Source organism: Streptomyces sp. NPDC006335, from assembly GCF_040612795.1.
Taxonomy (GTDB): domain Bacteria; phylum Actinomycetota; class Actinomycetes; order Streptomycetales; family Streptomycetaceae; genus Streptomyces.
Genome location: NZ_JBEXQX010000002.1, coordinates 294,303 through 316,795, shown reverse-complemented (window position 1 = coordinate 316,795; position 22,493 = coordinate 294,303). Strand labels below are relative to the sequence as shown.

Sequence of the window (22,493 nt, the reverse complement as noted above, 5' to 3'; positions counted from 1 at the left end):
CCGTGACGTATCCCTACGGCAGCGTGAACGTGTCGACGGCCACGTCGAAGTACTCCCGGGCCTCCCGCGCCTTCCCGACCGGCGCCGACACCCACACGTCGTACAGCCGCCCGTTCTCCTCCCAGCACACGTCGTAGGTGTGCCGGGCGCCCTCGGCCGCGCTGAAGCCGTCCCAGGTGAACTCCCAGAAGGCGGCGGGCAGTCCGCGATGCGTGACCGAGGTGACCCGGCCGTCGCGGTAACCGGGGTTGGCCTCCGGCCCCTTGGCGGCCGCGCGCCGCATCACGCCCAGCGGGCCGCCGGGTCGGGGGTCGGTGACCTTGACACCGAGGCGGAAGGTCTCCCCGGACGACAGGTAGAAGACCCGCTCCCCCTGCGGCTCGCGCCTGAACCCGTCGGGCACGGCGAGCGCGAACCCGGCCGGGTCCGCGGCGACGTGGTAGCCGGAGGGGGCGGAGGGCAGGGTCGCGGTGGGCGTGGGTTCGGCCGTTCCGGTGGAGCCGCTCGCGGGTGTCCCGGGCGCAGAAGTGCGCGTCGCCGGACTGCCCTCCGTCGTACGGCCGTCCCGCCCACCCCGGTCCGCCAGCAGCACCGCCGCCGACACTCCCGCTCCCACCAGCGCGGCGACCAGCAGCGCCGCCGTGAGCACACCCCGTCTCGACCGCGCCGCCGCCGTGAGCCCCCTGCTCGTCGACCGCTCCGCCGTCATGAGCCCACGGCTCCTCGACCGCTCCGCCGCCGGGGACCGCCGTGGCGGAGGATCCCGCCGGGTCGGCGTGTACGCCCGCTCGGGCGCCGGGCGCGGAGGCGTGCGGCCCGTCTCCAGGAAGGCCCGCAGCATCCGTTCGGCCTCCACCGCGTCCAGCCGCCGTTCCGGATCCCGCTCCAGCAGGCCCCGTACGACCGGAAGGAGGGGCCCGGCCTGTGCGGGCGGCCGGATCTCGTCGATGACGACGGCGTGCAGGATGCCGCCCAGGGAGTCGCGGCGGAACGGCGACTCGCCGCTGAGGGCCGTGCACAGCAGTGCGCCCAGGGACCACAGGTCGGCCTCCGGGCCGGTCCTGACCCCGGACATCCGCTCGGGCGCGGTGTACTCGGGCGAGCCGACGAAGGAGCCGGTCTCGGTGAGGGTGGTGGCGCCCGCGACCTGGGCGATACCGAAGTCGGTGAGGACGACCCGCCCGGTGCCGGACTCGACGAGGACGTTGGCGGGCTTGATGTCCCGGTGCAGCACCCCGGCCGCGTGCGCGGCGCGCAGGGCGCTCAACAGATCGGCGCCGATCCGGGCGGCCTCGGCGGCGTCGACCGGGCCGTGCGCGGCGATCCGGTCGGCGAGGGAGCCGCCGTCGATCAACTCCATGACGATGTAGGGCCGTTCGTCCTGCTCGACGACGTCATGGACCACCATGATGTGCGGATGGCTCAGCCGGGCGACCGCGCCGGCCTCGCGCAGGGTGCGGTCCCGCTGGAGCCGGGCGTCCTCGGCGGAGAGTGTCTCGTCGAGGGGGATCTCCTTGACGGCGACCTGCCGGCCGAGCAGTTGGTCGGTCGCCCGCCACACCACGCCCATGCCACCGCGCCCGATCCTGGCCTCCAGCCGGTAGCGGCCCGCGATCACACGGAAGGTCTCCCCCTCGGTCCCCATGCGCCCCATCATGCCGCAGCGGACGGACGCCCTCCGGGACCGTGACCGGCCAACTCCGTCAGCTGTTCGGCTCTCGCCAGCCCTGGAGCACGGCCGTGAACTGCTTGCTGGTGGTCGGCCAGCTCGTGGCGGGCGCCGACATGTAGAGCGCGTACTCGACGCCGTCGCGGGACATGTACGTCTCCTCCACGGCCCGGCGCGGCCCGGGGAAGGCCATGTCCTTGGCCAGCGCGGTCCAGGTGTACTCCCAGCGGGCGCCCGGCCGGTCCCGGTAGGTGTTCTCCCCCATGCTCACGCGGTGGTAGTCCTTGAGCCCGTCGATCTGCTTCTCCAGGTTCTGCTGGTGGAGGAGCGGGTCGTCGAAGTCCGGCGCGGTGTCGACGGCGATCCGCAGGAAGTGCTTGCCCTGGTCCGGGGAGTAGTCGATCTGGGTCAGGCCGTTGGCCAGAGGGGTGAAGACCGAGCGCTTCCAGCCCTTGGGCAGGGAGACGCTGAAGCCCACGGGGTCGGGGTACCGGATCCAGCCGTCCCGGACCCCGCCCGCCCTCGGCGTGGTGCTGGGCGAGGTGCTCGGCGAGGCGGAGCCGCCGCCCTGGTCCCGCCCCTCGTCCCACTTCTGCAGCGCGACCACGGTCCCGGCGCTGAAGACCGCGGCGAGCGCGACCACGAGCGCGACGGAGCGCAGCCGACGGCGCCTGGACGGGGCGGCCGGGGCCGTGGGGCCGGTGGCCTGCGGGTACGGGGCACCCGAGTGGTACGTCGGGCCCGAGCCCGAGCCGTATGACGGTCCTGTGACGGAGGGATACGCCGTTCCGCTGACAGGTGTGGCCGTGCCCTGTGTGCCCGTGACGGGTGTGCTGAGCCCGCTGTGGGAGCCGCTGTGGACTCCACCGTGTGCACCGATGTACGCCCCCGACTCATGGCGGGAACCCCCATGTTGCGTCGGCACATACGCCTGTGCCGCGCTCGGCCGCCGCCCCTCCGCCGCCTCGGCGAGCATCTGCTCGGCCTCGGCCGCGCCGGGCCGCACGGCGGGGTCCTTGCGCAGCAGGGCGGCGATGACGGGCCCGAGCGGACCGGCGTGACGCGGCTCTGCGGGTTCCTCGTCGACGACGGCCTGCATGGTGGTCAGCGGGGTCGTACGGCGGAACGGCGACCGTCCCTCGACCGCCGTGTACAGCGTGGCACCGAGCGCCCACAGGTCGGCCGACGGGCCGGGGTCGGCGCCGCGGACCCGCTCGGGGGCCAGGTAGTCGACCGAGCCGACGACCTCTCCGGTGCGGGTGATGGTGGTGTCGCCCTCGATCTGGGCGATCCCGAAGTCGGTGAGCAGGACGCGGCGGTCCCGCGCGAGGAGGACGTTGCCGGGTTTCACATCCCTGTGCAGGACTCCGGCCGAGTGCGCGGCGCGCAGGGCCCGCAGCACCCACAGCCCGATCCGGGCGGCCTCGCGCGCCTCGATGCGGCCGTCCTCCTTGACGGCGTCGGCCAGCGAGCGGCCCTCGACCAGCTCCATCACGATCCAGGGCCGGCCGTCGTGGTCGAGGACGTCGTGCACGGTGACGACGGCCGAGTGGTTGATCCGGGCGGCCGCGCGCGCCTCGGCGCGGGTACGGGCCAGCAGTACGGCCTGGTCGCTCTCGGAAACGTAGAGCGCCGCGGTCAGCTCCTTGATCGCCACGGCCCGGTGCAGCACCTCGTCGTGGGCACGCCAGACCCGGCCCATGCCGCCCTTGCCTATCGGGTCGGCGAGCCGGTAGCGCCCCGCGAGGAGCAGGCCCTGCATCTGATTCACGTTTCCCCGCAATGCTCTTGACGCAGTCAGACTAAGGACCGGCCCGCGCCGAGGGGAACCAGGGGGGCGTCAAGGAGACCTCACTGTGACGGTTGTCGCTTCCGCGAAGTACGAGTGAACCCGCGCCGCCGGTACGGCGTCCCTCAGCCGGTCACCTGGTAGGTGGCCGACGCCTGCTCGTACAGCCGGGTCACCTCGTCCCGCTCCGCCTCCGGCCCGCGCACCTGGAGCACGTGGTACTTCCCGCCGATCAGGATCGCCACATTGCGCACGTACAGCTCGCGCCCGTCGTCGCCGGTCCAGGTGAACTGCCCCTCGGCCATGCTCCTGGTGCCCACCTGGATCGACTTCAGCCCGGTGGCGGTGGCCCAGCTCGAGTCGCGGTACGGCTGGAGCTCGGGCTCCTTCTCCCGCTGGTAGACCATCGGATCGCCGCCGTTGGCGGCCGAGGTGTCCCGCCCGGGTACGACGATCAGCTCGAAGTTGCCCTGCGCGTACACCACTTGGCCGCGGCCGTTGCGCGGGGTGCGGTCCCAGCCGTTGGCCACGGCGATCTTGAAGCCCTCGGGGTCCGTGCGCAGGGTGAACCCGTCGGCGACCTCGGGCCCGGCGGTCTGGGTCTCGGCGGCACCGCTGGAGCTGGACGCCTCGGGGGTCGTCTGCTCGGGCCGCGGTTCACTGCTGGGCTTTGGGGACTGCGCGGGACCGGCATGACCGGTGGCACCCGTCTTCTGCGCGGCGCCCTGGTCGTCCGGGTCGGTCTTCGGCATGAAGTACATGGCGTACGCGATCGCCGCGGCCATCACCAGCAGGATGAGCAGCAGCAGATTGCGGCCGAGGCGGCGCGGTGAGGGGGCGGCCTCGTCCCGGGCCCGCTTGTGCCGTCCGTGCGTCGCGGGCAGCCCGGCGCGCCGCCTGCGCACCAACTCGCCCCGGCGCCGCACGATCGGCAGCCGGCTCGCGTCCACGGGCGGGACGGCGACGACATGGGCGCCGGCCTCCGGCTCGGGCGCGGACCGCACCAGGGAGCGCAGCCAGCCGCGCACTTCCTCGAACTCCAGCCGCTCGGTCGGGTCCTGCCGCAGCAGCGACTCCACGACCGGCCTCAGCGGTCCGCACTCCTCCGCGAAGGCGGGCGGCTCGGCGCACACCAACTGCACCAGCTCGGCCGTGGACTCCTCGGGATAGGGCGCGTGCCCCTGGACCGCCCGGAACAGCAGCGCCCCGAGGGCCCACAGATCGGTCGCGGGTCCGATGGGCGCGGCGAGCTGCCAGTTCTCGTGCACCGGTCCGGCCTGCTCCGGCGCCCAGCGCTCGGTGACGGGCCCCACCACGGCCATCCGGGCCTGCCGTGCCCGCTCGGCGGCGAGCGCGGTGGCGGGGCCTCGGCGGGCGGGGGCATCACTCGGCGGGAGGTCCTCCCAGCGGGCGGGCTCGGACGCCTGATGGCCGGCGGGCACGGCGTCGGCAACGGGCCCCTCACCCACGGCCCCCGCGCCCCCACCGCGCGGCACGGCCCCGTGCCAGGGGGCGGGGCGTACACCGTAGGGGTCGGCCATCCGCCCCGGCGCCCCGGCACCGGGCGCCTGCTCGACACCGTCCGCAGCCGGATACGGCGGCTGCGCGAGACCATTGGCCGAGGGATACGGCGACTGCGGCATGCCGTTGTTCTGTACGACGGGTTCGGCGCCCCACGTGCGTGCGCCGGAGTCGGTGCCCCCCGTGCGGGCTGAGGGGTCGGCCTCCGGTGCCGGGCGGGCTCCGGGCAGGGCGGCCCTGCCGTTCTGCGTCTCCTGGACCCGGGCCGCGGCTCGTGCGCCCGCGCGATACGCGGCGATCGCCCCGGCCCGCGCCGCCCTGATGTCCGTACCGCCGTCGGGTTCCCTGCGGACGAGTTCGGCCGACGCCCCGGCTCCGTTCGCCGCCTCCACCCCGGCGCTGGGCAGCCCGCGGGCCTCCCGCGCCTCGATCGCGGCCCGCCGGGCGGCCTCAGGATCGCCTCCGCCGAAGGTGACCGCACCGCCCGGGCCCGGTCCGGGGCTCTGGGCGCCCAGTCCGAATGCGGCACCGGCGCCGCCGTTCCCCGGAGCCGTACGAGCGCCACCCGCCCCGCCGGGCACTCCGGCACCGCCGGCCGGGCCCCTGGTCCCGGGCCCACCGGCCGGGCCCGTCGACTGCCCGGGAACCGTGTGCCCGCCAGGTGCCCCACGCCCGTCGCTCCCCCTGTCCGGACCTTCTCCCGCGCGGACCCCGAACTCCCCGCCCCCGGCGCCCCATTCACCCGCCTCGACCGGCACCGGGTCGTAGCCGCACAGTGCCTCCTCGGCCGCGCCGACCGCGAGGCCGGTCAGCATGACCCGGCCGTCGTCGCAGACCAGCACGGTGCGGGCGGTGATGTTGCGGTGCACCCAGCCGTGCGCGTGCAGCACCCGCAGGGCCATGAGCACGTCGGAGGCGACCTCGGCCGCCCGGTACGGCGTCAGCGGCTTCTCGGCGAGCAGTGCCGCCAGCGGCCGCGCGGCCACCAACTCGCTGACGATCCACAGCGAACCGCCCTCGGCGAACACGTCGAAGACCTGGTCGAGGCGCGGGTGGTCGGGGATCCGGGCGGCGGCCTGCGCGGCCTCGACGGCCCGGCGTACGGCGGGTTCGGTGGGCCGGCGTGCACCGCGCCGCCCCGGGGTCCGCGGGGCCCCCTGGGGCTCCCGGGCCGTGAACCCGTCGGGCAGCCCCTCCGCGTCGAGCACCTCCGCCTCGACGACCTCGGGCAACGGAACCTGCCTGACCAGGACTTCCTGCCCGCTGTAGGTGTCGAAGGCGCGCGTCTCACGGAGTTCGTACTCGTCGGACGGAGGCAGCGGCAGGCGGTAGCGGTCGGCGAGCACCCGACCCGCATAGTCGTCCACGTTGCCTCCCCCGGCCGCCCGGTTGGTCAATTCCGTTCGCCTAGTGGCCCGTTCCTTATCCGAACCTGGATGCGGACGGTCCACGAACACTCACGATACGTGCCGGAGGCAACCCGCAAAGAGGGGATTCCATATCTCAGGGTCCAAACACATGACCGTTTACGGCAGCGCGCTTCACGACTTCGGTTCGAAGGTGCGAGCGAGCGTCTGCCATGTGTCCTTGCGCAGCTCAGTGCCCCAGTTCGCGGCTTTCGCGGTGTACATCAAGGCATATCCGAGATGGTCGTTGACGACGAAGCCCCGGTCGATGGTCCGGTACTTCGTCCCGCTCTCCACATAGGTGAACTCCCAGTCGGCCGTGTTCCAGCCCCGGTAGTCCACCTCCGCTATTCGGATCTTGGTGTACTGCGCGCGGCGCATGCCCCGCTCCTGGTTCTCCCAGTCCGCCACCGGGTCCCCCTTGGGCGTGCTGGTCCAGGCGACGAGCAGCTTCTGTCCGTCGGGGCCGGTGAACCGGTCGCCCGCGGAGCTGCTGGTCTGGAACTTCCACCCCTCGGGCAGCCCGATCGCATACCCCTGGCTCCCCCTGTACGTCGAGGCCACCGCGCCGTCGCCGGAGGAGCTGCCCGAACCGGAGGACCCTTCCGAACTCCGGCCGCTCTCCTCCGTGCTGGGCGTGTTCGCGGACCCCGCGCCCGCCTGTGAGGAAGCGGACCCGGCGGTGGACCCGTCGGTGCGGGTGCCCCCGCTCTTGTCCTCCTTGGTGCCGGCACTGGTACTCGCGCTCGCCGTCACCTCGGCGCCGCCGCCCTTCGCCCCGTCGCTGCCGTCGTCCCCGCCGAGCGTGAGGGCCAGCACGGTACCGATGACCGCCAGCGCCACGACCACCGCGATGATCACCAGCGTCCGCCGCGGCACGACGTCGGTCAGCGGTGCCCGGGGCACCGGCCTCGGCGCCAGGTCCGGCGGCGGCGTCATCACGGGCCACCCCGAACTCCGCCCGGCCGAGGCCGCGTCGGTCTGCTGCGTCTTCCCGTCCCGGACTCCGGCCGCCCCGCCCGAAGCCGACTTCGCGGCCGCCGTCGAAGCCGAGGCCGATGCAGCCGCCGACCCGGACGACACGCTCCCGGTGCCCTTCCCCCGAGACACGGAAGACGCCGAGGAAGCCGGAGTGGCCGAAGCAGCCGGAGGGGCCGAAGAGGCCGGGGAGGTCGAGGCAGCCGGGGAGGCCGGAGCCGCCGAAGCCTCGGCCCCCTGGGCGGACACCTGCCCGCCGCTGGAACCCGCCGCACCCGAACCCGCCGTCCCGCTCCCGGACTTGGTGCGGGACGCGGCCGCGGACGTCGCCGCCGCCCCGGCGGCCTTGCGCACGGAACGCAGTGCCCCGCGCAGCCGCTCCCCGCCCGCACGCTCCTGCGGCTGTGCCGGCAACGGCACGACCCGGGTCGCGTCACCCGCCGGCTCCGGCTCGGCCGCCTTCGGCCGGGGCGCGTGGATCACCTCGGTGAGCATGGCCCGCGCTCGGCTGTCGTCGAGCCGCTGGGCGGGGTCCTTGGTGAGCAGGCCGTAGATGACGTCCCTGAGCGGACCCGCGTTCTTCGGCTCCTCCAGTGGCTCGGTCATCACCGCCGTGAGCGTCGCGATCGCGGAGCCCTTGTCGTACGGCGGGGCACCCTCGACCGCCGCGTACAGCAGCCCGCCGAGCGACCACAGGTCGGCCGCGGGTCCCGGCTTGTGCCCACGGGCCCGCTCCGGCGAGATGTACGAGGGCGCGCCGACGAGCATGCCGGTGGAGGTGATGGACGGGTCGCCCTCGACCTGGGCGATGCCGAAGTCGGTGAGCACGACCCGGCCGTCCTCGGAGATCAGCACGTTGGACGGCTTCACGTCCCGGTGCAGGATGCCCTCGCGGTGGGCGGACCTGAGCACGTCGAGTATCGCGAGGCCCACCTCCGCCGCACGCTTGGGCTCCAGCAGTCCGTCCTCCCGGATGACCTCGGCGAGCGACTTGCCCTCGACGAGCTCCATCACGATCCACGGCCGGTCGTCCTCGTCGACCACGTCGTACACGGTCACCGCGCTGGTGTTGCGGATCCGCGCGATCGCCTTGGCCTCACGCAACGTGCGCGTGATCAGCCGGCGCTTCTCGTCCTCGTCGATACTGGACGGGAACCGGAGCTCCTTGACGGCCACCGTCCTGCCCAGGGTCTCGTCCTCGGCGCGCCACACCGTGCCCATGCCTCCGCGGCCGAGCACTCCTCCCAGCCGGTACCGCCCGGCGAGGAGACGCTCGCTCTCGTCCTGCCGGGATGCTCCCGCCCGCTCCGCGTCCGACATGCGTCCCCTCATGAACCCGCCCTGACAGAGCCTCCATTGTCCCTCACCCGACAAGTGCCCGACGCCCAGGGTGCCCCTGGCTCCGCCTCGCCCGCGGCACGACCCGGCGAGGTCGGCACACAGGTCCCGCCGGCACACGGCCCCGTCAACGCACAGTTCCCGTCCGCTTACAGCTCCCTCACCTCCCGGAGATACCGACCGCCCTCCACCCCCTTGCGCACCCGGCCCCGGCGAGCCCCTCGCACCCCGCCGGAACCCGACCTCCGACCCCACGCCACGCAGCCCCTCGCGGACCGGGTGAACGGCCCTCTCCGCGACCCTGCATGATGGCCCTGACAAGGGAGGATCCGCGATGGCGCCACTTCGGGCACTACTGGCCGTCCCGGTGTCCCTGGCGCTGCTCGCTCTGGCCCCGGCAGCCTCCCCGGCCCCCTCGGTCCCGCCGGCCCCCTCCACCCGGTCCACGGACGCGCTGCTGCCGCTGCTGGTCGCGCGGGGCGGCGCTCCCGCCGCCGCGCTCCTCGCCCAGGAAGAGAGCGGGACCCGTTACACCGAGGCGGGCCCGGGAATCGCCCGCGCCGACCACTTCCGCGCCGGCAGCGTCACCAAGACCTTCATCGCGACGGTCGTCCTCCAACTGGCCGCGGAACAGCGACTGAAGCTGTCCGACACGGTGGAGCAGCACCTGCCCGGCCTGGTGCGCGGAGCGGGCAACGACGGCCGCGCGCTGACCCTGCGCGCCCTGCTCACCCACACCAGCGGCCTGCACGACTTCACCACCGACACCCGGGGCCTGGTCCCCCTCACTCCTGTCCAAGCCGTCCGTATCGCGCTCACCCACCCTCCGGCCGACCGTGGCCGCTACTCCTACTCGAACACCAACTACGTCGTGCTCGGCATGGTGATCCAGCAGGTCACCGGGGACTCCTACGCCACCGAGGCCGAGCGGCGGATCATCGCCCCGCTGCGTCTGACCGGTACCTCCTTTCCTGGCTCGCGCACCTCTCTTCCCTCCCCGCACGGCCGTGCCTTCACCACCGACGGATCCGACGTCACCGCGCTCGACCCGCGGGTGGCCGGAGCCGCGGGCGAGCTGGTGAGCACCCTCACCGACCTGGACCGCTTCTACGCGGCACTGCTCGGCGGCCGGCTGCTGTCCCCGTACTGGCTGCACGAGATGACGGACACCCGCGCCGCACACGGCCTGTACGGCATGGGGCTGTTCCCGGTGAAACTGCCGTGCGGCACGACGGTGTGGGGGCACAACGGCCGCATCACCGGCAGCTACGTGCGCACCGCGGCCACGGTCGGCGGCCGTCGCGTCCTCACCTTCCGCGTGAACACAACGTCGGTGGCAGACCCCGACCTCGAACCGGCCTTGCTCGCCGCCGAGTTCTGCCCCCGCACCTCGTAGAACGAGCCGGTTCCGAACGAAGATCCCGGCTCGCGACACTCGTTCGAGTGACGCTCGGTCAGGCCCCGGCCGGACTCGAACTCATGGCCTTCAGAGCGGCACGATGTCCGGCGCCCCCAACCGCGCCGCGTCCGCCGTCAGGTCGTCCGGCTGCCGCTGCGACTCGCGCTCTGCCTCCACCCGCTTCTCGTAGTGCTCGACCTCGCGCTCGATCTGGTCCTTGTCCCAGCCGAGCACCGGCGCCATCAGCTCGGCGGCCTCGCGGGCGGAGCGCGCCCCCCGATCGAAGGTCTCGATGGAGATTCGGGTGCGCCGGGTCAGCACGTCGTCCAGATGCCGCGCCCCCTCGTGCGAGGCGGCGTAGACGATCTCGGCGCGCAGATAGTCCTCGGCGGCCTGCATCGGCTCACCCAGAGTGGCGTCCGAGGCGATGAGCTCGAGGACCTCCTCCGCGAGGCTGCCGTACCGATTCAGCAGATGCTCGACCCGGGCGACATGAAGCCCGGTGCGCGCCGCGATCCGCGCCCGCGCGTTCCACAGCGCCCGGTAACCCTCGGCACCCAGCAGCGGTACGTCCTCCGTGACGCACTCGGCGACCCGGGTGTCGAGCCCGTGCACCGCCTCGTCGACGGCGTCCTTGGCCATCACCCGGTAGGTCGTGTACTTGCCACCCGCCACGACGACGAGTCCCGGCACCGGATGCGCCACGGTGTGCTCGCGGGAGAGCTTGCTGGTGGCGTCCGACTCACCGGCGAGCAGGGGCCGGAGGCCCGCGTACACGCCCTGGACGTCGTCCCGGGTCAGCGGTACCGCGAGCACCGAGTTCACGTGCTCCAGCAGATAGTCGATGTCCGCGCTGGAGGCGGCCGGGTGGGCCTTGTCCAGGTCCCAGTCGGTGTCGGTGGTGCCGATGATCCAGTGCCGGCCCCAGGGGATGACGAACAGCACGGACTTCTCGGTGCGCAGGATCAGCCCCGTGGAGGAGTGGATGCGGTCCTTGGGCACGACGAGGTGGATGCCCTTGGAGGCGCGGACGTGGAACTGCCCGCGCTCGCCGACCATCGCCTGGGTGTCGTCGGTCCACACCCCGGTCGCGTTCACCACCTGCTTGGCGCGGATCTCGTACTCCCCGCCCGCCTCGACGTCCTGCACCCGGGCCCCGACCACCCGCTCGCCCTCCCGCAGGAACCCGGTCACCCGGGCGCGGTTGGCGGTCCTGGCGCCGTAGGCGGTCGCGGTGCGCACCAGGGTGGCGACGAAGCGGGCGTCGTCCATCTGGGCGTCGTAGTACTGAAGCGCCCCGACCAGCGCGTCCTTCTTCAAGGCGGGCGCGACCCGCAGGGCGTGACGGTGGCTCAGGTGCCGGTGCGTGGGCAGACCCCTGCCGTGTCCCCGGGCCATCGACATGGCGTCGTAGAGCGCGACGCCCGAGCCGGCGTACCACCGCTCCCAGCCCTTGTGCTGCAAGGGGTACAGGAAGGGCACGGGCTTCACGAGATGCGGGGCGAGCCGCTCGAGGAGCAGTCCGCGCTCCTTCAACGCCTCGCGGACGAGGGCGAAGTCGAGCATCTCCAGATAGCGCAGGCCGCCGTGGATCAGCTTGCTGGAGCGGCTGGAGGTGCCCGACGCCCAGTCACGCGCCTCGACCAGTCCCACGGACAGGCCCCGGGTCACCGCGTCGAGCGCGGTACCCGCACCGACCACGCCGGCTCCCACCACCAGGATGTCCAGTTCCCGCTCGGCCATCGCCGCGAGTGACTCGGCGCGCTGCGCCGGCCCCAGTGTCGCTGTCCTCACCACTGCTGCCTCCAGCTGTCGGTCGAACCGGTCACCGTCGCGGGCCGGATCTTCCATGACTAGTGGCCCGGTCCGTATCCCCCATGCCCAATCCTGACCGGGTTGCCCGACTTCGGCCACCAGTCACCCTCAGCCTGTGGATAACTTTCACCGCTGCACAGGCCAAAGCTCACAACCCCACACGAAGACACACGGAATCAATCCCGTATATCGGTCATATTTACTCCTAGTCTGACATTGCGCTCGCTCGTCCAGTCCACAGGGCTTGCGCACCTGTCCCGCTTCGGTTACTGGGAAGGACGGCCCACGCCATGCCCGCAGATCTCGCCGTGATCGGACTCGGTCCCTACGGACTGCCCCTGGCCCAGGCCGCTGTCGCCGCCGGCATCTCCACGCTCGGCTACCGCACCGGCCCCGAGGCCGGCTCCCTCAGCCCCGCCGAACTGCGCCGGATGCTCTCGGGGGGCTTCCGGACGGCCGCGGGCCCCGCCGAACTCGGTCGCGTGCGTACGGCGGTCATCTGCGCGCCGACCCCGGCGGGCCCGGACGGCGGCCTGGACCTGAGCCAGGTGGAGGCGGCCGCCCGCACGTTGAGCACACACCTGCGCCCGCACACCACCGTCATCCTGGAGTCGCCCGTCCCGCCGGGCACCACCGAGGACTTCCTGCGCCCGCTCCTCGAAGAGGGCTCGGGCCTGTGCGCGGGCCGCGACTTCCACCTCGCCTACTCCCCCACCCGCGTCGACCCCGGCAACCGCGACTTCACGCCCGCCACCACCCCCAAGGTGATCGGCGGCCTCACGCCCGCGTGCACCGAATCAGCAGCCGCCTTCTACTCGCGCCTCACCGACAAGGTGGTACGCGCGCGTGGCCCGCGCGAGGCGGAGACGGTCCAGCTCCTGGAGACCAACTACCGCCACGTCAACATCGCCCTCGTCAACGAGATGGCCGTCCTCTGCCACGACCTCGGGGTCGACCTGTGGGACGTCATCCGCTGCGCGGAGACCAAGCCCTTCGGCTTCCAGGCGTTCCGCCCCGGCCCGGGTGTCGGCGGCCACACGATCCCCCGCGACCTCAGCAGAGCCGGCCGCTCCCTGCGCATGGTCGAGCTCGCCCGGCAGGTCAACGACCAGATGCCCCGTTACGTCGTCCAGCGCGCCGCCGCCCTCCTCAACGAGCACGGCAAGTCCGCGCGCGGCGCCCGGATCCTCCTTCTCGGCGTCACCTACAAGCCCGACCTCGCAGACCAGCAGGGCACACCCGCCCAGGAGGTCGCCGTACGCCTGATGGAACTCGGCGCCTCCGTCAGCTACCACGACCCCCACGTCCCGTCCTGGAGCGTCCTGGACCGCCCGGTCCCCCGCGCGGACTCCCTCTACGAGGCGGCGGCCGACGCGGACCTGACGATCCTGCTCCAGCAGCACCGGACGTACGACCTCCAGGGCCTGTCGGTGAAGGCCCAGCTGCTGCTGGACACGCGGGGGGCCACGCCCACGGGGGCGGCGCACCGCCTCTGACGTCAAAAGGCCGGTGGCTCTGTCGGACCCACCTGTTAATCTCCCCTCACTCGTCGCACAGTCGTGCGCACACTTCTCGGCTTCACCATTCCGCTCGTTCCATCCCGTGGGGGGATTCCTGTCATGAGCCAGTCAGCTCCGCCGCCTGCCCAGCCGCCTACCGAGCCGCAGGCCCAGCCGCCTGCCCAGCCCCAGCCGGTCGACGGCAACCCGTACGCGCAGCAGCCGGGCGCCGTACCCCCGCCTCCGGCGCCGGGGGTCCCGTACGGGGCCGTCCCGGCACCCGCTCCTGTGCGCAACAACCTCGGCCTCGGTCTGCTGGCCGCCTTCGTCGCCGCCGTGGTCGCAGGCGGTGTGTACGGCGCGATCATCGGCCTGACCAAGCACGAGATCGGCTGGGCGGCGGTCGGCGTCGGCTTCCTGGTCGGCCTCGCCGCGGGTCGTCTCGGTGGCCGCAACCCCGTGCTGCCGGTCGCGAGCGCGGTCCTGTCGCTGGGCTCCGTCTACGTCGGCCAGCTGGTGGGCGAGGCCATGATCGGCGCCAAGGAGACCTCGCTGAGCTTCAGCGAACTCTTCTTCCAGCACTTCGACGTCCTCCAGGAGGCCTGGAAGGCGGACGCCGACCCGCTGACGTTCGTGTTCTTCGCGATCGCCGCGTACGTCGCCTTCACCGGCGCCAGGAAGGCGGCGCTCTGACACTGCCGGTGCCCGGCGAAGGGGCGGCGCATCGGTGGTAAAGGGGGCGCGTGGGTGCGGCGGCCTCCGGGGCTGGTGGCATGGGGGCGCGGCGCGGGTACCTTGCGGAGACAGGTGGGGTCGGTCGTAGCGGGTACTACGGCGGGCCCATGGATGGATCAGGGAGTGTCCGCCCCTAGCCCTTGTGGGGACGGCCGCTCACCATCACGCCAACAAGGTGGAGCCCACCGCAGCGGTCACTGCAGCGGGCTCCGGGCTGGTTCACGGGTGTCCGCCCCTAAGCTCTCTGGGGGCGGCCGCTCACCAGCTGTGGATCCACAAGACACACCTCCTCCGGAACTTCACCAGCCGAAGCCGAATGCGATCCCAGCGGGTGGGCTTGCGATCCCAGCGGGTGGGCTTGCGGTGACGGCCCATCGGCACGCCCCGTTCCACGACGCCACCCAGTTGACCCGGTGGGCAGCACGTCGGAACTCGGGCCGGGCCCCGACGGCGGGGTCCGGAACCGGTGTCCTTGGAAGGGGGCGGCCCGAAGAGCTTGGGTCGCCGATCAAGGACACTACCGCCCGCTTACGCCCGTTCGGCCCACATTCGCCCCGAACGCACCCGCACGCCCCCACGCCGCCGAACGCGCCCCCACCAGCCCTTTCGGGCACGCAAAAGGCCGGCCGCCCCACCCGGGGTGACCGGCCCTCAATCCGCCATAAGCCCTGCCGCTACCGCTTGTGCTGCGAGTCCGCCACCGTCACCTCGACCCGCTGGAACTCCTTCAGCTCGCTGTACCCGGTCGTGGCCATCGCCCGCTTCAACGCGCCGAAGAAGTTCATCGAGCCGTCGGGGATGTGCGACGGGCCGGTGAGGACCTCCTCGATGGTGCCGACCGTGCCGAGGTCGACCTTCTTGCCGCGCGGCAGTTCCTCGTTGACGGCCTCCATGCCCCAGTGGTGGCCGCGGCCCGGCGCGTCCGTGGCGCGGGCCAGCGGGGAGCCCATCATCACGGCGTCCGCGCCGCAGGCGATCGCCTTGGGGAGGTCACCGGACCAGCCCACACCGCCGTCGGCGATCACGTGCACGTACCGGCCGCCGGACTCGTCCATGTAGTCGCGGCGGGCCGCGGCCACGTCGGCCACCGCGGTCGCCATCGGGACCTGGATGCCGAGCACGTTCCGAGTCGTGTGCGCCGCGCCGCCGCCGAAGCCGACCAGGACGCCCGCCGCGCCGGTGCGCATCAGGTGCAGGGCCGCGGTGTAGGTGGCGCAGCCGCCGACGATCACCGGGACGTCGAGCTCGTAGATGAACTGCTTCAGGTTCAGCGGCTCGTGCGAACCGGAGACGTGCTCCGCCGAGACCGTCGTACCGCGGATGACGAAGATGTCCACGCCCGCGTCCACGACCACCTTGGAGAACTCGGCGGTGCGCTGCGGGGAGAGCGCGGCGGCCGTGACCACGCCCGAGTCGCGCACCTCCTTGATGCGCTGGCCGATCAGCTCCTCCTTGATGGGGGCGGAGTAGATCTCCTGAAGACGGCGGGTCGCGGCGTCCACGTCCAGGCCGGCGATCTCGTCGAGCAGCGGCTGCGGGTCCTCGTACCGCGTCCACAGGCCTTCGAGGTTCAGCACGCCCAGGCCGCCGAGCTCGCCGATGCGGATCGCGGTGGCCGGGGAGACGACCGAGTCCATGGGAGCGGCCAGGAACGGCAGCTCGAAGCGGTAGGCGTCGATCTGCCAGGCGATCGAGACCTCCTTCGGGTCGCGCGTACGACGGCTGGGGACGACGGCGATGTCGTCGAAGGCGTACGCCCGGCGGCCGCGCTTGCCGCGCCCGATCTCGATCTCAGTCACGATGTGTGGCCTTTCCCTGATGCGTTGCAGCGCCTTCCAGTATCCCCGACGGGTACGACAAGGGCGGCCCCGGATGCCCCGGGACCGCCCTCACGCGCGCGTGGCTCTCAGCGAAGGCTCACTTGCGGCTGTAGTTCGGCGCCTCGACCGTCATCTGGATGTCGTGCGGGTGCGACTCCTTGAGCCCCGCCGAGGTGATCCGTACGAAGCGGCCCTTGGACTCCATCTCGTCGATGGTGGCCGCGCCCACGTAGCCCATGGTCTGACGCAGCCCGCCGACGAGCTGGTGCAGGACGCTGGAGAGCGGGCCGCGGTAGGGCACCTGGCCCTCGATGCCCTCGGGCACGAGCTTGTCGTCGGAACCGACCTCGGCCTGGAAGTAGCGGTCCTTCGAGTACGACTTGGCCTGGCCGCGCGACTGCATGGCACCCAGCGAGCCCATGCCGCGGTACGACTTGAACTGCTTGCCGTTGATGAACTGGAGCTCGCCGGGCGACTCCTCGCAGCCGGCCAGAAGGCTGCCGAGCATCACGGTGTCGGCGCCCGCGGCGAGCGCCTTGCCGATGTCGCCGGAGTACTGCAGGCCGCCGTCGCCGATCAGCGGAATGCCGGCCGGGCGGGCCGCGAGGGAGGCCTCGTAGATCGCGGTGACCTGCGGGACGCCGATGCCGGCGACGACACGGGTGGTGCAGATGGAGCCCGGTCCGACACCGACCTTGATGCCGTCGACACCGGCGTCGATGAGCGCTTGGGCGCCGTCGCGGGTGGCGACGTTGCCGCCGATCACGTCGACGCCGACGCTCGACTTGATCTTCGACATCCAGCTCAGGGCGTTGCTGTTGTGACCGTGCGAGGTGTCGACGACCAGGAAGTCCACACCGGCCTCGGCGAGCGCCTGGGCGCGCTCCAGGGCCTCGGGGCTGGCGCCGACGGCGGCACCGACGAGGAGGCGGCCCTCGGAGTCCTTGGCGGCGTTGGGGTACTTCTCCGCCTTGACGAAGTCCTTGACGGTGATGAGGCCCTTGAGGACACCGGCCTCGTCGACGAGGGGAAGCTTCTCGATCTTGTGGCGGCGCAGCAGTTCCATGGCGTCGGTGCCGGAGATGCCGACCTGGCCGGTGACCAGCGGCATCGGCGTCATGACCTCGCGCACCTGGCGGCTGCGGTCCGACTCGAAGGCCATGTCACGGTTGGTGACGATGCCGAGGAGCTTGCCGGCCGGGTCGGTGACCGGGACGCCGCTGATGCGGAACTTGGCGCACAGCGCGTCGGCCTCGGCGAGGGTGGCCTCGGGGTTCACGGTGATGGGGTCGGTGACCATGCCGGACTCGGACCGCTTGACCAGGTCGACCTGGTTGACCTGGTCCTCGACGGAGAGGTTGCGGTGCAGCACGCCGACGCCGCCGAGGCGGGCCATCGCGATGGCCATGCGGGACTCGGTCACCTTGTCCATGGCGGCCGAGAGCAGCGGGATGTTGACCCGGACGTTGCGGGAGATGCGGGACGAGGTGTCGACCGCGTTGGGGAGCACCTCGGACGCTCCCGGCAGCAGCAGCACGTCGTCGTAGGTGAGCCCGAGCGTCGCGAATTTACCGGGCACTCCGTCGACGTTTGCAGTCATGACACCTTCCCCAAATGGCCTTGATCGGTGCGGATGTCCATGCTAACGGGAAGCAGGGGCGTCACATTCCACGGATTCCACGGCTCGGATCTGCTCCGGGCTTCGTATGTTCGTACGAAACAGGGTGCCGCCCGTTCAGGAGGGCGCCCTTGTCCAGCGCGCCCTACTGCTCGGCCAGCGCCCTCAGCCTGCTCAGTGCCCGATGCTGGGCCACACGGACCGCACCGGGTGACATTCCCAACATCTGACCCGTCTCCTCCGCCGTCAACCCCACGGCGATGCGCAGCAGCAGCAGTTCACGCTGGTTCTCGGGGAGGTTGGCCAGGAGTTTCTTGGCCCACTCCGCGTCACTGCTGAGCAGTGCCCGCTCCTCGGGGCCGAGCGAGTCGTCCGGCCGCTCGGGCATCTCGTCCGAGGGGACGGCCGTGGAACCGGGATGGCGCATCGCCGCACGTTGCAGGTCGGCGACCTTGTGCGCGGCGATGGCGAAGACGAACGCCTCGAAGGGGCGCCCGGTGTCGCGGTAGCGCGGCAGCGCGAGGAGGACGGCTACGCAGACCTCCTGCGCGAGGTCCTCCACGAAGTGCCGGGCGTCGCCGGGCAGACGGGACAGCCGGGTGCGGCAGTAGCGCAGGGCCAGCGGGTGGACATGGGCGAGCAGGTCGTGCGTGGCCTGCTCGTCCCCTTCCACCGCGCTGTGGACGAGCGCACCGATCGCCCCATGGGGATGAGCCGCCTCGTCGTCACGCATCGGTCCATGGTGCCCTGGCGTCGTTGGATCCGTGACATCGCGCTGGTCGTTGTGCACCGAAGCGTTATGAGCAGGTGCGCTGGAACTCATACCCTGCGCCCTCCCCTTCCGCTCGACCGACTCGTCCCCGAGAGACTCCACATCTCAAGGATGCGGCATCCGCGCCGAAACGAGCAGCGGGCGCCGAGCGGGCTGCTTGACCGACGTCGCGGACCGCGCCCCCTCAGGGGCGCGGGGCGGCACCGATCTGCGGCTCCCGCGTGGGCGCGACCAGCCACGATCGGCCCGCACCAAGACGACAACCTGTACGACCGAGCTCTCAGCGAACCAAGCCCCAGCGGAACCCGAGCGCCACAGCGTGCGCCCGGTCCGACGCGCCGAGCTTCTTGAACAACCGCCGCGCGTGCGTCTTCACGGTGTCCTCGGACAGGAACAGCTCGCGCCCGATCTCCGCGTTGGACCGGCCGTGACTCATGCCCTCGAGCACCTGGATCTCACGCGCGGTGAGCGTGGGCGCCGCGCCCATCTCCGCGGACCGCAGCCGGCGCGGGGCGAGCCGCCAGGTCGGGTCGGCGAGCGCCTGCGTCACCGTGGCTCGCAACTCCGCGCGGGAGGCATCCTTGTGGAGGTAGCCACGCGCACCGGCGGCGACCGCGAGGGCGACCCCGTCGAGGTCCTCGGCGACCGTGAGCATGATGATGCGGGCCCCGGGGTCGGCGGACAGCAGCCGCCGCACGGTCTCGACGCCGCCCAGACCGGGCATGCGTACGTCCATCAGAATCAGGTCCGAACGGTCCGCGCCCCAGCGGCGGAGGACTTCCTCGCCGTTGGCCGCGGTCGTCACGCGCTCGACGCCGGGCACGGTCGCGACCGCGCGGCGGAGCGCCTCTCGGGCAAGCGGGGAGTCGTCGCAGACGAGGACGGATGTCATGGCCGCCCTCCGCAGCTGATGCACGTCACCTTGAGCCTCCAGGCTGGTACGAAATCGTCACCTGTGCGGTCGACCGTCTCGGACGCCTGCCCGAGCACTTGTTGCTTCAACCGCCTCCGCACTCTCAACGACGGTCACCCGAAAGAGTTACGGGGCTGCGCACTGTCTTCGGCACTCTACGTGAGGGCGCGGACACGGTGCAGACATGCACGACGGACCCACAACGTTTCATCACAACCCATGCCCCATTCAGACCCATTTCTTCCCATTTCCTGGTGTCTGAGGCTAGATTCGCAATGAGTCATATTTTCATCTCCTTAGATCGTAGATGTACGGTCGTGGACACCGTATCCGCCCAGAACGGCTACAAGGGGTCACGCAATGGCAGATTTCTCCCGCCTTCCCGGACCGAACGCGGACCTGTGGGACTGGCAGCTCCTGGCCGCCTGTCGCGGAGTGGACAGCTCGCTCTTCTTTCATCCGGAGGGCGAGCGCGGTGCGGCCCGGAGCGCTCGCGAGAACTCGGCCAAGGAGGTCTGCATGAGATGCCCGGTGCGCGCGCAGTGCGCGGCGCACGCGCTCGCGGTGAGAGAGCCGTACGGCGTGTGGGGCGGGCTGACCGAGGACGAGCGCGAGGAGCTCATGGGGCGGGCGCGGCACCGGCTGGTGTCGGCGTCCTCCGTCGGGAGCGACGCGTCGAACAATTGAAGGAACGTTTCTTCGGGAAGGGCACGCGCGCGCGTGCCCTTCCTTACTTTCGTCCCGCCGCGATCGCGAGCTGGTCCAGCGTCGCCGCCACCGCGGGCACCTGCGCCAGGTCGGGCAGGGTGAGCGCGACGATCTCCCGCCGCACCGCCGGTTCCAGCGTCACCGTGCGCGCGCCGCGCGGCCGTACGGACTCGACGGCGAGCTGGGGCAGGACGGCGACTCCGAGGCCGGCGCCCACCAGGCCGACGACCGCCGGGTAGTCGTCGGTCGCGAAGTCGATGCGGGGCGTGAAGCCGGCACTCTCGCACACCTCCACCAACTGGCCGCGGCAGCGCGGGCATCCGGCGATCCACGACTCCCCGGCGAGCTCCCCGATGGCCACGGACCCCGCGCGCGCGAGCCGGTGCCGCTCCGGTACGAGGGCGACGAGCCGGTCGGTCAGCAGGGGCCGTACGACGAGGTCGCCCCACTCGTCGCCGCCCGCGGCCCCCTCGTACCGGAAGGCGAGCGCGATGTCGCAGTCGCCCTCCCTCAACAGGCCGACGGAGTGCGGGGGTTCGGCCTCCTCCAGGGAGACCCGGGTGCCGGGGTGGGCGGCGCGCAGGGCGGCGAGGGCGGTGGGGACGAGGGTGGAGCTGCCGCTGGGGAAGGAGACGAGCCGGACCCGCCCGGCCCGCAGCCCGGCGATGGCGGCGACCTCCTCCTCCGCCGCCGTGAGGCCCGCCAGGATGCCGGAGGCGTGCCGCACCAGGGCCTGGCCGGCCTGGGTCAGCCGCATCTCGCGCCCGCTGCGGACCAGCAACGGGGTGCCGACGGACGTCTCCAGGGCCTTCATCTGCTGGCTGACGGCGGGCTGGGTGCAGCCCAGTTCGCGCCCAGCGGCGGAGAAGGAGCCGGTGGCGGCGACGGCGCGCAGGACACGGAGATGTCGGGCCTCGATCACCCCGCAAGGATAAGCCGTGCTTTGATGCCCCGCCGAATAATGCGTGGCACCTTTGGGGGCCGTCCCCTACCGTGCCGCTATGAAGCTTCTGTCGGTGAATCTGGGCCGCGAGAAGGCCGTCACGTACACGGACAACCCGGAGGGCGTCACCGGTATCGACAAGCGGCCGGTCGACGGGCCGGTGCGGGTGTCCGCGCCCGGCCCCAAGGGCATCGGCGGCAGTGCCCTCGCCGGGGACGCGGTGTGCAAGAGGCAGCACCACGGCGGTGACGACCAGGCCGTGTACGCGATGGCGCGCGAGGACCTGGACGAGTGGCAGGGCGAGCTGGGCCGTGTGCTGGCCAACGGCGCGTTCGGCGAGAACCTCACCACCGAGGGCATCGACGTCTCCGGCGCGCGGATCGGTGAGCGCTGGCGCATCGGGCCGGAGGTGGTGCTGGAGGTCACCAGCGCGCGGATCCCGTGCGGCACCTTCCAGGGACACATGGGTGAGCAGCGCTGGGTGAAGCGGTTCACGCAGAAGGGCGCGCCGGGCGCGTACCTGCGGGTGATACAGCCGGGCGAGATCCGTACCGGGGACCCGGTCGAGATCGTGCACCGGCCGGACCACGACGTGACGGTCGCCCTGGCGTTCCGGGCGATGACCACCGAACGGCCGCTCCAGCCAAGGCTGTTGGCGGCGGGCGAGGCGCTCCATCCGGAGCTGCGGAAGTGGGCGCGTGAGTATGTGGAGAAGCACGGCGCCTGACGGGCCCTCGGCGAGCGGACGCTGTCGGTCCCGGTCATTAACCTTGCGCCATGACAACGGCATTGATTACGGGATCGACCGCGGGCATCGGTGCCGCGTTCGCACGACGGCTGGCGGCTGACGGGCACAACCTGGTGCTGGTGGCCCGCGACACCAAGCGGCTCCAGGACCAGGCGACCGAACTCCACGACCGCCACGGCATCGAGGCCGAGGTCCTCACCGCCGACCTCGCCACGGACACCGGCATCGAGGCGGTCGCCGCCCGTCTGTCGGACCGCAGGTCCCCCGTGGACCTCCTCGTCAACAACGCCGGCTTCGGCAACAAGGGCCGCTATCTCGAGGTCTCCATGGCCGACGAGCTGAAGATGCTCAAGGTGCACTGCGAGGCGGTGCTGCGGCTGACGTCGGCGGCGTCGGAGGCGATGCGGGAGCGGGGGCGCGGGGGTGTCGTGAACGTCGCCTCGGTGGCCGCGTTCGTGCCGCGCGGGACGTACGGCGCCTCGAAGGCCTGGGTCGTGCAGTTCACCCAGGGCGCGGCGAAGGATTTGGCGGGGAGCGGGGTCCGGCTGATGGCCCTGTGCCCGGGTTTCGTGCGGACCGAGTTCCACCAGCGGGCCGGGATGGGCACGGACAACATCCCCGGCTGGATGTGGCTCGACGCGGACAAGCTGGTCGCCGCGGCGCTCACCGACCTGTCCCACGGCAAGACCCTGTCGATCCCGGACCCGCGGTACAAGGCGCTCATGGGACTGGTGAAGGTGGCGCCCCGCGGTCTGCTGGGCGGGATCTCGTCGAGGACGGGGCGGAAGTACGGGCCGCAGTGACCGGCCCGGTGAGCGCATG

16 protein-coding genes are annotated in these 22,493 nt (G+C 72.1%); 6 read left to right on the top strand and 10 right to left on the bottom strand.

Annotated elements, in window-relative coordinates; genetic code table 11:
- Positions 1 to 13: 13 nt before the first annotated feature.
- From ABZ098_RS07425 to ABZ098_RS07410, 4 genes are all read right to left on the bottom strand, one after another.
- Positions 14 to 1,645 (bottom strand): serine/threonine-protein kinase, encoded by a 1,632-nt coding sequence (locus ABZ098_RS07425; RefSeq protein ID WP_356588170.1) that lies wholly within the window; start codon positions 1,643 to 1,645, stop codon positions 14 to 16.
- Positions 1,646 to 1,703: 58 nt separating this feature from the next.
- Positions 1,704 to 3,431 (bottom strand): protein kinase, encoded by a 1,728-nt coding sequence (locus ABZ098_RS07420; RefSeq protein WP_356589333.1) that lies wholly within the window; start codon positions 3,429 to 3,431, stop codon positions 1,704 to 1,706.
- A 152-nt stretch (positions 3,432 to 3,583) separates the two neighbouring features.
- Positions 3,584 to 6,346 carry a protein kinase gene (locus ABZ098_RS07415; RefSeq protein WP_356588168.1) on the bottom strand — a complete coding sequence of 921 codons (2,763 nt, stop codon included), beginning with the start codon at positions 6,344 to 6,346 and terminating at the stop codon, positions 3,584 to 3,586.
- A 174-nt stretch (positions 6,347 to 6,520) separates the two neighbouring features.
- Positions 6,521 to 8,683 carry a serine/threonine-protein kinase gene (locus ABZ098_RS07410; RefSeq protein WP_356588166.1) on the bottom strand — a complete coding sequence of 721 codons (2,163 nt, stop codon included), beginning with the start codon at positions 8,681 to 8,683 and terminating at the stop codon, positions 6,521 to 6,523.
- Positions 8,684 to 9,035: 352 nt separating this feature from the next.
- On the opposite strand from ABZ098_RS07410, the gene ABZ098_RS07405 reads away from it, so the two are divergent.
- On the top strand, positions 9,036 to 10,097 hold the full coding sequence (locus ABZ098_RS07405) for a serine hydrolase domain-containing protein (protein ID WP_356588164.1): 1,062 nt from the start codon (positions 9,036 to 9,038) through the stop codon (positions 10,095 to 10,097).
- A 90-nt stretch (positions 10,098 to 10,187) separates the two neighbouring features.
- Here the strand turns inward: ABZ098_RS07405 and ABZ098_RS07400 are convergent, their stop codons facing one another.
- Positions 10,188 to 11,894, bottom strand: a complete 1,707-nt coding sequence (locus tag ABZ098_RS07400) for a glycerol-3-phosphate dehydrogenase/oxidase (protein WP_356588162.1) — start codon at positions 11,892 to 11,894, stop codon at positions 10,188 to 10,190.
- A gap of 311 nt (positions 11,895 to 12,205) precedes the next feature.
- On the opposite strand from ABZ098_RS07400, the gene ABZ098_RS07395 reads away from it, so the two are divergent.
- The gene (locus ABZ098_RS07395) at positions 12,206 to 13,411 is read left to right on the top strand and encodes a nucleotide sugar dehydrogenase (RefSeq protein WP_356588160.1); all 1,206 of its coding nucleotides are present in this window, start codon (positions 12,206 to 12,208) and stop codon (positions 13,409 to 13,411) included.
- 123 nt (positions 13,412 to 13,534) lie between these two features.
- A complete protein-coding gene (locus ABZ098_RS07390) occupies positions 13,535 to 14,107 on the top strand; it encodes a hypothetical protein (protein ID WP_356588158.1) in 573 nt (190 codons plus the stop codon).
- A gap of 716 nt (positions 14,108 to 14,823) precedes the next feature.
- Here ABZ098_RS07390 and ABZ098_RS07385 read toward each other — a convergent pair.
- From ABZ098_RS07385 to ABZ098_RS07370, 4 genes are all read right to left on the bottom strand, one after another.
- The gene (locus ABZ098_RS07385) at positions 14,824 to 15,948 is read right to left on the bottom strand and encodes a GuaB3 family IMP dehydrogenase-related protein (protein ID WP_356588156.1); all 1,125 of its coding nucleotides are present in this window, start codon (positions 15,946 to 15,948) and stop codon (positions 14,824 to 14,826) included.
- Between the two features lie 118 nt (positions 15,949 to 16,066).
- A complete protein-coding gene (gene guaB / locus ABZ098_RS07380) occupies positions 16,067 to 17,569 on the bottom strand; it encodes an IMP dehydrogenase (RefSeq protein ID WP_356588154.1) in 1,503 nt (500 codons plus the stop codon).
- A 163-nt stretch (positions 17,570 to 17,732) separates the two neighbouring features.
- A complete protein-coding gene (locus ABZ098_RS07375) occupies positions 17,733 to 18,320 on the bottom strand; it encodes a sigma-70 family RNA polymerase sigma factor (RefSeq protein WP_007384137.1) in 588 nt (195 codons plus the stop codon).
- Positions 18,321 to 18,639: 319 nt separating this feature from the next.
- Positions 18,640 to 19,251: a response regulator transcription factor gene (locus tag ABZ098_RS07370; protein ID WP_003948568.1), complete on the bottom strand. Its 612-nt coding sequence runs from the start codon at positions 19,249 to 19,251 to the stop codon at positions 18,640 to 18,642.
- A gap of 381 nt (positions 19,252 to 19,632) precedes the next feature.
- On the opposite strand from ABZ098_RS07370, the gene ABZ098_RS07365 reads away from it, so the two are divergent.
- Positions 19,633 to 19,959, top strand: coding sequence for a WhiB family transcriptional regulator (locus ABZ098_RS07365; protein WP_306977410.1), 327 nt, complete (start codon positions 19,633 to 19,635; stop codon positions 19,957 to 19,959).
- A gap of 43 nt (positions 19,960 to 20,002) precedes the next feature.
- On the opposite strand, the gene ABZ098_RS07360 is transcribed toward ABZ098_RS07365, so the two are convergent.
- Complete coding sequence (locus ABZ098_RS07360; protein ID WP_356588151.1) at positions 20,003 to 20,902, bottom strand: LysR family transcriptional regulator; 900 nt, start codon at positions 20,900 to 20,902, stop codon at positions 20,003 to 20,005.
- A 79-nt stretch (positions 20,903 to 20,981) separates the two neighbouring features.
- On the opposite strand from ABZ098_RS07360, the gene ABZ098_RS07355 reads away from it, so the two are divergent.
- Together ABZ098_RS07355 and ABZ098_RS07350 are read left to right on the top strand one after the other, a co-directional pair.
- A complete protein-coding gene (locus tag ABZ098_RS07355; protein WP_356588149.1) occupies positions 20,982 to 21,650 on the top strand; it encodes an MOSC domain-containing protein in 669 nt (222 codons plus the stop codon).
- A 50-nt stretch (positions 21,651 to 21,700) separates the two neighbouring features.
- Positions 21,701 to 22,474 carry an SDR family oxidoreductase gene (locus tag ABZ098_RS07350; protein ID WP_356588147.1) on the top strand — a complete coding sequence of 258 codons (774 nt, stop codon included), beginning with the start codon at positions 21,701 to 21,703 and terminating at the stop codon, positions 22,472 to 22,474.
- Positions 22,475 to 22,493: the final 19 nt, after the last annotated feature.